Below are 12124 nucleotides of genomic sequence, written 5' to 3'. Positions count from 1 at the left end.
GGGCTCAGCTTCCCCAGGTGCGCACCGGTCCGCAGTCCATGTGAACAAAGCTTGAGCTGGTGTAGCGCCCCACGCCACCCGCACGGCACGCTTGGGCCGCCTTGGCGATCTGGTTGACGGAGCGGGAGTTCATGTGAAGATCCGCAGCCTCACCCTTGAGGTGGCGCGAGTTCTTCGCAACGCCAGAGCTGCGCGAGCGGAGCATGGCGTTGGTCTTGGGCGACCGGTAGCCCGAGATGAGCATGTACGGTTCGGTCGTGTCCATGAGGTTGTGCGCGGCCGTCATGATGTCGATCGTGCGCGCGTCGATGTGCTTCACGTCATTCGTGCGCCAGTCGCGCATGAAGTAGGTGATTTCCTTGAGGGCGTCGGGGATATATTCCCCCTCGATCCAATAGATCATGTCTATCTTTTCGCCCGTGCGGCCCGAATACATCTTGATCCGGCGAATGTCACCACCACCGCGGAGGAAGCCCGCGGCATTGCCGTACGTCGGTGCTGCTGTGACAAGTGTGGCCGCAAATGCGCCAAGAAGGCCGCGGCGCGTGACGCCGCCTGCAGTTCGTTGAGTCATGTTGAAGCGCCTGTCCCGTTAGTCGCTGTACCTGTTTGCGCCGCCTCGTTGGGCGGCCCTGCCATCTCTCCCCAGATGCATTGATTGTATGCCACAACGGGATTCGTGTCGAAAGCGTGAATTAAGTCGCGTTCCCGTTATCAAGCTCTTTCGGCAAGATCCTGCGCAAAAGAGCTTACACCTGTGGCGCAAATGTGCTGACCTCCCGGATGCGATGCAGTGCAGTCTCTTCTAGGGGGAAACATTTAATTTTTCGGAAATGTGAGTGGACACTCCAGACCACTGAAGAACAAGAATAGTTCATCACTTGAAGGCGGTTAATTTCGGGATGGGTATGTCAAAAGAGCGCAGGCAGACGAGAGCGGGTTTCCGGGCGGGCATGGCAGCGGCGCTGGCGGCGGGGTGGCTTGTGGCCATGGCTCCGCAAGGGGTCGCGGCGCAGGGACTGTCGCTCACGGCCTACAAGCAGGCCGTCGCGGGATCGCTGTCCGAGGACGAAGGCATGGCCGCCTTTTACCGCGCCCGGGGCTTTGAGCCGCTTTGGACCGCCGATGATTCCGCCTCGCAGGACCGCCGCGCGGCGCTGATCGAGGCGCTGTCCCGCGCCGAGGCGCACGGGCTGCCGGCGCGGCGCTACGATCTCAACGGTCTGCTGACGCGGATGCGCTCGGTGCAGGGTGACCGGTCCCGCGGGCTCGTCGAGGTCGAGCTGAGCCGCACCTTCCTGAAATATGCGCACGATCTGAACGGCGGCATGCTCGACGGACGCCGCATCGATTCCGGCATCAAGCGTCCGCCGCAGCGGCTGGCCTCCGAGGGGCTGCTGCAGGATCTCGCCCGTCGCGACCCGCGCGCCGTGCTGCGCGACCTCGCGCCGCACTCTCCGGAATATGCCCGGCTGATGCACGAGAAGCTGACGCTCGAGCATCGCATCGCCCATGGCGGCTGGGGCGCGACCGTCCGCAGCGGCAAGCTCGAACCGGGGCAGACCGGTGCCGATGTGGTGGCTCTGCGCGACCGGCTGGTGGCGATGAATTATCTCGCGCCCTCGCTCAGCGCCCGCTACGACGACGCCATCGTTGCCGCCGTGTCGCGCTTCCAGGAAGATCACGGGCTCAAGGTGGACGGCGTCGCCGGCTCCTCGACGCTCTCGGCGATCAACGTCGGTCCCGAGGAGCGGCTGAAATCGGTCATCGTGGCGATGGAGCGCGAGCGCTGGCTCAACATGCCCGAGGGGCTGGGCGCGCGGCATATCCTCGTCAACCTCGTGGACTTCCACGCCCGCATCATAGACGACGGCAAGGTGAGCTTCGAGACCCGTTCGGTCGTCGGTCACCAGGATCCCGACCGCCGCACGCCCGAGTTCTCGGACCGCATGGAGTTCATGGTCATCAACCCGTCGTGGTACGTGCCGCGGTCCATCGTGGTGAACGAGTACCTGCCGCAGCTCCGTCGCAATCCGGGCGCGGTCAGCCATCTCGAGATTACCGACAGCAGCGGCCGCCGGGTCAACCGTGGCAGGGGCTTTGCGCAGTACAGCGCCGCGAGCTTCCCCTATGCCATGCGTCAGCCGCCGGGGCCGCGAAACGCGCTGGGGACTGTGAAGTTCATGTTCCCCAACAAGTACAACATCTACCTGCACGACACGCCGTCGAAGAGCCTGTTCAACCAGAACCAGCGGACCTATTCGCACGGCTGCATCCGGCTCGGCGACCCGCATGATTTCGCCTATGCGCTGCTGGCGCGGCAGACCGACGATCCGGTCGGCTTCTTCCAGTCGCGGCTGCGTACCGGGTCCGAGACCCGCGTGAACCTCGACGAGCCGGTGCCGGTGCACCTGATCTACCGCACCGCCTTCACCAAGGCGAAGGGGCAGGTGAACTACCGCCCCGACGTCTATGGCCGCGACGCGCGGATCTGGGCCGCCCTTGCCTCCGAGGGGGTGGTACTGGCCGGCGGTCAGGGTTAAATCCTTCGGGAGAAATCCCGGAGGCCCCATATGTCCGACCAGACCCACACTCTCGCAGACGTCGCCGCGGCCCTTGGGCTCGAAGCGGTGGGCGACACCACCATCCAAGTCAAAGGCGTGAACGAGCCCGCCCTGGCGAGCGCCGACCAGCTGGCGCTGGCGATGAAGCCCGAGTTCGCGGCGCAGATCCCCGAGGGCAAGGCCCGTACGGCGATGCTCTGGGCCGATGCCGACTGGCACGCGCTGGGGCTCCAGGGCGCGATCCTCGCCGGGCGGCCGCGCCACGCGCTCTCCGGGCTCTCGGCGATGATGGATCCGGGGCAGGGCTATGGCAGCGGCATCCATCCCTCGGCGGTGATCGACCCCTCCGCGGTGCTGGGCGCTGACGTCAGCGTCGGCGCGCTTGCGGTGATCGGACCCGAGGCGCGCATCGGCGCCGGCTCGGTGGTCGGTCCGCAGGCCTATATCGGCTGGAACACGGTGATCGGCGACGGCGCGGTGATCCACGCGGGCGTCCGCATCGGCGCCCGCGTCACCATTGGCGCGCGCTTCATCGCGCAGCCGGGCGCCGCGATCGGCGGCGACGGCTTCTCCTACGTGACGCCCGAGATCTCGGGCGTCGAGAAGGCCCGCGCCAGCCTCGGCGAAGAGGGCACCGACAACGCCCAGCAATGGGCCCGCATCCACTCGCTCGGCGGGGTCACCATCGGCGACGACTGCGAGGTCGGTGCCAACGCCACCATCGACCGCGGCTCTGTGCGCGATACCCGCATCGGCAACGGCACCAAGATCGACAACCTCGTGATGATCGGCCACAACGTGGTGGTGGGCAACAACACGCTGATCTGTGGCTGCTGCGGCATCGCGGGCTCGACCAGGATCGGCAACAACGTCGTGTTGGCCGGGCAGACCGGTGTCTCCGACAACATCTTCATCGGCGACAACGTCATCACCGGTGGCGGCACCACGGTCCTGTCGAACATTCCGGCCGGTCGGGTGATGCTTGGCTACCCGGCGATGAAGATGGAAAGCCACGTAGAAACCTACAAGGGCCTGCGCCGGCTGCCGCGCCTGTTCCGTGATGTCGCGGAGCTCAAGAAAGCGGTTTCCAAGCTCGTCGGGGACCAGTAAAGCATCCGCAACTCTGCGACGAGAAGGGAGCGCCGCACCATGAGCGTCAAGGATCGAGTCATTGCGATCATCGCCGAGCAGGCCGTGCTGGAGCCGTCCGACGTGACGATGGAGAGCACGCTGGACGACCTCGGGATCGACAGCCTGGGCCTGGTTGAAAGCATTTTCGCCATCGAAGAAGAGTTCGACATCTCGGTGCCCTTCAACGCCAACGAGCCCGAGCAGAGCGATTTCGACATTTCCTCCGTCGCCACCATCGTCGCCGGCATCGAGAAGCTGATCTCTGAGCAGGCGGCGTGAAGCGGGTCGTCATTACCGGCGCGGGCACGATCAACGCGCTGGGGCGGGACGTCCCCGCGACCCTCGAGGCGATGCGCGAGGGCCGCTGTGGGATTGCCGAGCTCGAATTCCGTGACGTCGAGCGCCTGGCCATCCGCATCGGTGGCCAGATCAAGGGCTACGAGCCCGAGAGCTACTTCAACCGCCAGCAGATGGCGCTCTACGATCGCTTCACCCAGTTCGCGCTGCTTGCCGCGCGCGAGGCGGTGGCGCAGTCGGGGCTGAGCTTCCACGGCGATCTCGCCGATTGCTCGGGCGTGGTGCTGGGCACCTCCGGCGGCGGACTCATCACCCAGGACGAGAACTACCGCTCGGTTTACGAAGAGGGGAAGAACCGCGTTCACCCCTTCGTGGTGCCGAAGCTGATGAACAACGCTGCGGCCTCGCACGTGAGCATGGAGATGAACCTGCGGGGGCCGACCTTCACGGTCGCCACCGCCTGTGCCTCGTCGAACCATGCCATGGGGCTCGCCTTCCAGATGGTGCGTTCGGGCGCCTGCTCGGTGATGCTGACCGGCGGCTCAGAGTCGATGCTCTGCTTCGGCGGGGTGAAGGCCTGGGAAGGGCTGCGCGTCATGTCGAAGGACGCCTGCAGGCCGTTCTCGGCCAGCCGCAACGGCATGGTGCAGGGCGAGGGCGCGGGCGTCTACGTCTTCGAGGAATACGAGCACGCGCGGGCGCGCGGCGCCGAAATCCTTGCCGAGGTGGTGGGCTTCGCCATGACCTCGGACGCCTCCGACATCGTGATGCCCTCGAAACAGGGGGCCGCGCGGGCGATCACCGGCGCGCTGCGCGACGGCCGCATCAGGCACGACGAGGTGGGCTACATCAACGCCCACGGCACCGGCACGGCGGCCAACGACAAGACCGAATGCGCGGCGGTGGCCGATGCGCTTGGCGGGCAGGCGGACCGGGTGATGATCTCGTCCACCAAGGCCATGCACGGGCACTGCATCGGCGGTACCGGCGCGGTCGAGCTTTTGGCCTGCATCATGGCCCTGCGGGACGGCGTGATCGCACCCACCATCGGCTACGAGGAACCGGACGCGGAATGCGCGCTCGATGTCGTCCCGAACGAGGCTCGCGAAGCCGAGGTCGACGTGGTGCTGTCCAACGCCTTCGCCTTCGGCGGGCTGAATGCGGTACTGGCGCTGCGCAAGGTCTGACAGCCCGCGCCCGTTTCGCGGTTTCAGGAAGACAGGAACGCGCCGTGTCCCTCTCGGGCGGGCGGCGCTTTGTGTTCCGTCAATCTGCGCGCAGGCATGGTGCGGATTTTCCGGCTAACCCTGTGGGCCCTCGCGCCCTACCTCTGTACCACAGGATAACGGAGGCACAGATGTCGAAACACGTTGCCATCATCGTCGGCTCTCTGCGTGAGGGCTCTTACAACCGCAAACTGGCGCAGGCTCTGGTGGGGCTCGCCCCGGACGGGCTGGAGTTCACCTTCGTGGGCACCGGCGCGCTGCCGCTCTACAACCCCGATCTCGACGAGGGTACCCCTCCCGAGGCGTGGACGCAGTTCCGCAAATGTCTGAGCCGCGCCGACGCGGTGCTCTTCGTGACGCCCGAGTATAACCGCTCGGTGCCCGCCAGCCTGAAGAACGCGCTGGACGTGGGCTCGCGCCCCTACGGCGCCAGCGTCTGGGACGGCAAGCCCACCGCCATCGTCACCGGCTCGCCCGGCGGGATCGCGGGATTCGGTGCCAACCACCACCTGCGTCAGTCGCTGGTGTTCCTGAACGCACCGCCCATGCACCAGCCCGAAGCCTATGTGGGCAACATCACCGAGGTGTTGGACGAGGACGGCAACATCATCAATGACGGTACGCGCGACTTCCTGCGCAGCGTCATGGACGGCTTCGCGGCCTGGATCGACAAGCTGTCGTCCGCAAGCTGAGGCATGGCCTGGAGCCGGAAACAGAGCGGGCGCCGATCACCGGCGCCCTTCGTCATTTCGGACCATTTTTCCTGGAAAACCAGTGCCTTGAGGTCTTTTGCCCATCAAACCCGAGGCCCCGAAAAACCATGCCCCGGAATGAAAGAAGGGCGGCGGTCTCCCCTCCGCCGCCCCTCGGGGTGGGACTGGACCCGTGCCCGCGATCAGTGATGCAGGCGGCCCATGGCTGCGGCCACGTCGGCCATCCGGGCTGAAAAGCCCCACTCATTGTCATACCAGGCAAGAACGCGCACGGTGCGCTTCCCGACGACCTTGGTCTGCTCCGGTGCAAAGATGGAGCTCGCCGTGGTGTGGTTGAAATCCACAGATACCTTGGGTTCGGGGTCATAGGCAAGCACCATTCCCATCCGACCCGCAGCGGCTTCGCGAACGACCTCGTTCACGTCCTCGACGGTGACGTCCTTGCTGGCCTGGAAGGTCAGGTCCACGGCCGAGACGTTGGGGGTGGGGACGCGGATCGCGGAGCCGTCGAGCTTGCCCTTGAGGTTGGGAAGCACCTCGCCGATGGCCTTGGCAGCCCCGGTGGAGGTGGGGATCATCGCCATCGCCGCCGACCGCGCGCGGTAGAGGTCGTTGTGGCGGCGGTCCAGCGTCGGCTGGTCGCCGGTGTAGCTGTGGATCGTCGTCATGATGCCGCTCTCGATGCCGATGGCCTCGTCGAGCACCTTGGCCAGCGGCGCCAGACCGTTGGTGGTGCAGGAGCCGTTCGAGATCATCACGTCGCCCGGCACCAGGTCGCGGTGGTTCACGCCGTAGACGATGGTCTTCTGCACGTTCTTGGCGGGGGCCGAGATCAGAACCGACTTCGCGCCCTGGCGGATGTGCTGCGAGGCCGTCTCGCCGTCGTTGAAGTTGCCGGTGCATTCCAGCACGACATCGCAGCCGCTCCAGTCAAGCTCGTCCATGTTGTAGGTCGACATGACGTCGATGGGGCCGCGGCCGAGATCGAGCGCATTGCCGCCCACGACCTTGACCTCGCCGGCGAAGCGCCCGTGCACGCTGTCGTAGCGCAGCAGGTGGGCAGCGGTCTCGATGGGGCCGGTGGCGTTGATCCGGACCACCTGCACATCGTTGCGCGCGCTCTCGGCGATATGAGCCAGAGTACAACGGCCGATTCGGCCGAATCCGTTGATTCCGACAGTGACGGTCATGGGCAGAACTCCTTGGCTGCAGCGCGGAAGACGAGGGTCTGTATACGTGGGTATGCAGCCTTGCCAACCTGAAAAATGCAATTAAGCCAATATGTTAGCGATAAACATTTAGATTGCGCTAACATTTTCCCGTGTTTGGGGCACAATTCGGGCAGCCCTGCAGCGCGCCGCGAGACAACCGATTGGAAGGACGGCGATGGGGTACGCGGCTTGAACCTTGGGAGGCCACCGCTAGCTTCCCAGAGACGCAATACGGAGTGTGACATGAGCGGTCTTCTGGCGCTTCTAGATGACGTGGCGGGTATCGCCAAGATTGCCGCGGCCTCGGTCGACGACATCTCGGCCAATGCTGCCAAGGCGGGCTCCAAGGCCGTGGGCGTGGTGATCGACGACGCCGCCGTGACGCCGAAATACGTGCACGGCTTCGAGGCCTCGCGTGAACTGCCGATCATCTGGAAGATCGCGCGCGGCTCGGTGTTCAACAAGCTGATCATCCTGTTGCCTGCGGCGCTGCTGATGGCGGCCTACGCGCCGTGGCTGGTGCCGATCCTGCTGGTCATGGGCGGCTCGTACCTCTGTTTCGAGGGCGCCGAGAAGGTGCTGCACGTGCTGATGCCGCACGGCGCGAAGGCGGGCGCGGCCGAGGATGCCGCCGCCAGGGGCGACCCCGCCCATCTCGAGGAGACCAAGGTGAAGGGCGCGATCAAGACCGACTTCATCCTCTCGGCCGAGATCATGACGCTGGCGCTCTCGACCATCGAGGCGCCCGAGGTCTGGATCCAGGCGGTGGTGCTGGCGCTGGTGGGGCTGGGGATCACCGCGCTGGTCTACGGCGCGGTGGCGCTGATCGTGAAGGCCGACGACGTCGGGCTCTGGCTCACGCAGGTCGGCCGGCTCTCGGTGACCCGCGCCATCGGCCGCGGCATCGTCAAGGGCATGCCCTATGTCATGAAGATCCTCTCGACCGTGGGCACCGCCGCGATGCTCTGGGTCGGCGGCTCGATCATCGTCCACTCGCTGGCGCAGATGGGCTCGGCAGCCCCCGAGGAATTCATCCACCACTACGCGGTGATCGCCGAACACGCGGTCAGCGAGCAATGGCAACCCGCGGTGCTGTGGCTGGCGACGGCAACGATGGATTTCATCCTCGGCCTCGCCTGGGGCATGGTGCTGGTGCCGGTCGTCACCAGGCTCGTGCTGCCGCTCTTCGGCGGCAGCAAGGCGGCACACTGATCTCCGGCCCACTCCCGGCCAATCTTACGACGGCCCGCCTGACCCCGGCGGATCGCCGCACCGCGTGCACCGCAAGTCGCCGCCCGGATCCACCACGCCTCCAGGCCACCCAACCGGAAACGCGAAGGGGCGGCACATAGCGCGCCGCCCCTCCTTCATCTTGCCCCTAAACTCCGGGGAGCGCGAGGGGCTGGCCCCTCGCTGCCGTCGCTCTCCGTTCAGAGCAGCGACTTGACCTTCGCGGCCACGCCCTCGGCGGTGATGCCGAACTTCTCGTAGAGCGTCTCGGCCGGGGCGGAGGCGCCGAAGCCCTCCATGCCCACGAAGCCGGCCTTGGCCTCGCGGCCACGCTCGCCGAACAGCCACCTGTCCCAGCCGAAGCGCGCGGCGGCCTCGACGGCGACGCGCACCGGGCCCGCGGGCAGGACGCGCTTGCGGTAGGCCTCGTCTTGTGCCTCGAAGAGCTCCCAGCAGGGCATCGAGACGACGCGGGTGCCGATGCCTTCCGCCTGCAGCAGGTCACGGGCGGCCAGCGCGATCTCGACCTCGGAGCCGGTGGCCAGCAGGATCGCCTGCCGCTTGCCTTCGGCCTCCGCAAGGACATAGGCGCCCTGAGCGGTGAGGTTGTTGTTCTTGTGCTGGGTGCGCACGGTCGGCAGGTTCTGGCGGGTCAGCGACAGCACCGAGGGGGTCTCGGTCTGGCTGAACGCGATTTCCCAGGCCTCGGCGGTCTCGATCAGGTCGGCGGGACGGAACACCAGGGTGTTCGGCGTCGCGCGCGAGATGGCGAGGTGCTCGATGGGCTGGTGGGTCGGGCCGTCCTCGCCGAGACCGATGCTGTCATGGGTCATCACGAAGACGGTGGGCGTCTTCTGCAGCGCGGCCAGGCGCATGGCCGGGCGGGCATAGTCGGTGAACGCCATGAAGGTGCCGCCGTAGGGGCGGATGCCGCCGTGCAGCGACATGCCGTTCATGGCCGAGGCCATGCCGTGCTCGCGGATGCCCCAGTAGACGTAGCGGCCCTTGCGGTTGTCGACGTCGAAGACGCCGAGATCGCCGGTCTTGGTGTTGTTCGAGCCCGTAAGGTCGGCCGAGCCGCCCACGGTCTCGGTCAGCACCGGGTTCACCACCTCGAGCACCATCTCGGACGCCTTGCGGGTCGCCACCTTGGGCGCGGCTTCCGAGTTCTGCTTCTTGAGCGCGCGGATCACCGAGGACAGCTTCTTCGGCACGTCGCCCGACATGACACGGTTGAACTCGGCCTGCTTGCGCTCCGAGAGCGCGGCGAGGCGGGTTTCCCAGGCCTCACGCTCGGCGGCGCCACGGCTGCCGGCCTCTTCCCACCAGGACTTGATCTCGGCCGGAATCTCGAACGGGCCGGTGGTCCAGCCCCAGGCCGCCTTGGCGTCGGCGTTCTGGTCTGCGTTGGTCAGCGCGCCGTGGCCCTTGGAGGTGTCCTGCGCGGCGTGACCCAGCGCGATGTGGGTCTTGCAGGCGATCATCGACGGCTGGTCGGTGACCTTCTTCGCGGCCACGATGGCGGCGTCGATGGCCTCGGGGTCGTGGCCGTCGATCTCCTGCACGTGCCAGCCCGAGGCCTTGAAGCGGGCGACCTGGTCGGTGCGGTCCGACAGCGACACCTTGCCGTCGATGGTGATGTCGTTGTTGTCCCAGAACAGGACGAGGCGGCCGAGGCCGTAGCGGCCGGCGATGCCGAGCGCCTCCTGGCTCACGCCTTCCATCAGGCAGCCGTCACCGGCGATGACATAGGTGTGGTGGTCGACGACCTGTTTGCCGTGACGGGCGCGGAGGATTTCCTCGGCCATGGCGAAGCCCACGGAATGCGCGATGCCCTGGCCGAGCGGACCGGTGGTCATCTCGATGGCGTCGGCATGGGTGTTCTCGGGGTGGCCCGCGGTGCGCGAGCCCCACTGGCGGAAGTTCTTCACCTCGTCGAGGGTGATCTGCGCATCGCCGGTGAGATAGAGCAGCGAGTAGATCAGCATCGAGCCGTGGCCCGCCGAGAGGATGAACCGGTCACGGTCGTGCCAGTTCGGGTTTTTCGCGTCGAATTTCAGGTGCTTCGACCACAGGACCGTCGCCACGTCGGCCATGCCGATGGGCATGCCGGAGTGGCCGGAATTGGCTGCGGCCACCGCGTCGAGCGTCAGCGCGCGAATGGCAGTCGACCGCTGCCAATGGTCGGGATGTGCTTCTCGAAGGGCGTTGATGTCCACGGGGCGTCCTCTCTCTCCAGAGCCGTTCCGGCGCTGAATAGCAGCGTGGCACCGAAGTGCAAGCTTTGGCGCAAACAGGCTTCGATGGGCGGATGAACTCCGGCCCGTAACGCCTTGTTACTTATGGGGGCGCAATTTACCGTTGCGCTTGGTAAACTCTTGACCGAAGGGGCGGTGCCGATTCGTGCGATGGGCGAGACAGGCCCCCACGGCTGAGATAGCGAGGGCAAGATGAGCCAGATCGAAGAATTGCAGTCGCGGATGTCGCGCGCGCTCGACCGGATCGCCAAGGGGGTCGAGGCGCTGTCTGCCGCGCCGCCATCCGCACCGCCATCCGCACCGATGCCCGAGCCTCACCCCGAGGCGACGCCCGGGCCTGCGACCGCCGTTGATGCGGGCTGGGCCGAGGCCGCCGAGGAAGCCGCCGCCGAGGCCGCGGCAGAGATCGCCCGGCTGCGCGACGCGCTCGACGAAGAGAAAATGGCCAATTCCCAGCTCGAGGAGCGGGTGAAGACGCTGCGCTCCCGTCTCGAAGAGGCGCAGGCTGCACCCGCGGCGCCGCTGGTGTCCGACGCCGCGCTGATGGAGCGGGTCGAGGCACAACGCGAGAGCATGGCGGCGCTCGACGCCGAGATGCAGCGCCTGAAGACCGCCAACGACATGCTGCGCAAGACCTGCGAGGAGATGCGCGGCGCGCTGCAGGACAACGTGGGCGAGCCGCATCTGGTCAACAAGGCGATGCTGGCCGAGCTCGAGGCGCTGCGTGCGGCGCGCGCGGCGGAAGAGGCCGAGATCCGCGCGGTGCTCGGGGCAATGGCACCGCTGCTGTCCGAGGCGGCGGGTGACGACGTATCGCATGGCGATGAGGAGACGGTGCAATGAGCCAGATCGAAGTCCAGATCATCATCGGGAACCGCACTTTCGACGTGGCCTGCCAACAGGGCGAGGAACAGTACCTGCTGACCGCGGCGCGCATGCTCGACATCGAGGCGCAGGTGCTGGTGGAACAGATCGGCCGGATGCCGGAATCGCGGCTGCTGCTGATGTCCGGTCTGATGCTGGCGGACAAGACCGCCGGGCTCGAGGACAAGCTGCGCGCGGCCGAGGACCGGTTGGGCGAGATGGCCGAGGAACTGCGCGAGCTGCGCGAACAGCCCGCGCCCGCGCCCGAGAAGGTCGAGGTGCCGGTGATCCCCAACAGCGTCAGCGACACGCTGGCGGAGATGGCGGCCCGCGCCGAGGCGCTGGCCGAGGCCATCGAGGAGAAGGCGGCCTCCTGACCGCCTGACCGCCGCGTGTCGTCTGGGTCCGTCTCCTGACTGCCTGACCGCGGTGCCTCGTCGGTAGGGGCGTCGTGATTGCCACGCATCGCGTGGCGCGTGATCGTGACTGCCGTGTGCCGCCGGGGGCGGTCTCCAGAATGCCCGTGCTGCCAGGCGCGCCAGACTGCACGCGCTGCCGGCCGCAACGTGTCAAGACATGAAAAAGGGCGGTGCCATCCGGTCACCGCCCTTCGTGTTTTCGGCCTGAGTG

11 protein-coding genes are annotated in these 12124 nt (G+C 66.7%); 8 read left to right on the top strand and 3 right to left on the bottom strand.

The window, feature by feature from the left end; all coding sequences use genetic code 11:
* Positions 1-4: 4 nt before the first annotated feature.
* The gene (gene mepK, locus BLQ77_RS15240) at positions 5-574 is read right to left on the bottom strand and encodes a peptidoglycan L,D-endopeptidase MepK (RefSeq protein WP_008886359.1); all 570 of its coding nucleotides are present in this window, start codon (positions 572-574) and stop codon (positions 5-7) included.
* A 334-nt stretch (positions 575-908) separates the two neighbouring features.
* On the opposite strand from mepK, the gene BLQ77_RS15235 reads away from it, so the two are divergent.
* From BLQ77_RS15235 to BLQ77_RS15215, 5 genes are all read left to right on the top strand, one after another.
* On the top strand, positions 909-2543 hold the full coding sequence (locus BLQ77_RS15235) for a L,D-transpeptidase family protein (RefSeq protein ID WP_089960860.1): 1635 nt from the start codon (positions 909-911) through the stop codon (positions 2541-2543).
* Positions 2544-2573: 30 nt separating this feature from the next.
* A complete protein-coding gene (gene lpxD, locus BLQ77_RS15230; protein ID WP_089960715.1) occupies positions 2574-3674 on the top strand; it encodes a UDP-3-O-(3-hydroxymyristoyl)glucosamine N-acyltransferase in 1101 nt (366 codons plus the stop codon).
* A 39-nt stretch (positions 3675-3713) separates the two neighbouring features.
* Positions 3714-3974, top strand: coding sequence for an acyl carrier protein (locus BLQ77_RS15225; protein ID WP_008885018.1), 261 nt, complete (start codon positions 3714-3716; stop codon positions 3972-3974).
* Complete coding sequence (locus tag BLQ77_RS15220) at positions 3971-5179, top strand: beta-ketoacyl-[acyl-carrier-protein] synthase family protein (RefSeq protein WP_089960712.1); 1209 nt, start codon at positions 3971-3973, stop codon at positions 5177-5179. Before BLQ77_RS15225 ends, BLQ77_RS15220 begins: the two co-directional genes overlap by 4 nt.
* 170 nt (positions 5180-5349) lie before the next feature.
* On the top strand, positions 5350-5910 hold the full coding sequence (locus BLQ77_RS15215; RefSeq protein WP_089960710.1) for an NADPH-dependent FMN reductase: 561 nt from the start codon (positions 5350-5352) through the stop codon (positions 5908-5910).
* A 203-nt stretch (positions 5911-6113) separates the two neighbouring features.
* On the opposite strand, the gene gap is transcribed toward BLQ77_RS15215, so the two are convergent.
* Positions 6114-7121: a type I glyceraldehyde-3-phosphate dehydrogenase gene (gene gap, locus BLQ77_RS15210; protein ID WP_008884896.1), complete on the bottom strand. Its 1008-nt coding sequence runs from the start codon at positions 7119-7121 to the stop codon at positions 6114-6116.
* A gap of 264 nt (positions 7122-7385) precedes the next feature.
* On the opposite strand from gap, the gene BLQ77_RS15205 reads away from it, so the two are divergent.
* Positions 7386-8354 carry a DUF808 domain-containing protein gene (locus tag BLQ77_RS15205; protein WP_089960708.1) on the top strand — a complete coding sequence of 323 codons (969 nt, stop codon included), beginning with the start codon at positions 7386-7388 and terminating at the stop codon, positions 8352-8354.
* Positions 8355-8572: 218 nt separating this feature from the next.
* Here BLQ77_RS15205 and tkt read toward each other — a convergent pair whose 3' ends face one another.
* Positions 8573-10591, bottom strand: a complete 2019-nt coding sequence (tkt, locus tag BLQ77_RS15200) for a transketolase (RefSeq protein WP_089960706.1) — start codon at positions 10589-10591, stop codon at positions 8573-8575.
* A 231-nt stretch (positions 10592-10822) separates the two neighbouring features.
* Between tkt and BLQ77_RS15195 the strand changes: the two genes are divergently transcribed.
* Both BLQ77_RS15195 and BLQ77_RS15190 read left to right on the top strand, forming a co-directional pair.
* Positions 10823-11473, top strand: coding sequence for a hypothetical protein (locus BLQ77_RS15195; RefSeq protein ID WP_089960703.1), 651 nt, complete (start codon positions 10823-10825; stop codon positions 11471-11473).
* Positions 11470-11871, top strand: a complete 402-nt coding sequence (locus BLQ77_RS15190) for a cell division protein ZapA (RefSeq protein ID WP_008884326.1) — start codon at positions 11470-11472, stop codon at positions 11869-11871. The genes BLQ77_RS15195 and BLQ77_RS15190 overlap by 4 nt, the downstream gene beginning before the upstream one ends.
* The last annotated feature ends 253 nt before the right edge of the window (positions 11872-12124 follow it).

The sequence above is a fragment of the Salipiger thiooxidans genome (genome assembly GCF_900102075.1).
GTDB classification, from domain to species: Bacteria; Pseudomonadota; Alphaproteobacteria; order Rhodobacterales; family Rhodobacteraceae; genus Salipiger; species Salipiger thiooxidans.
This window is presented reverse-complemented; position numbering and strand designations above follow the sequence as displayed.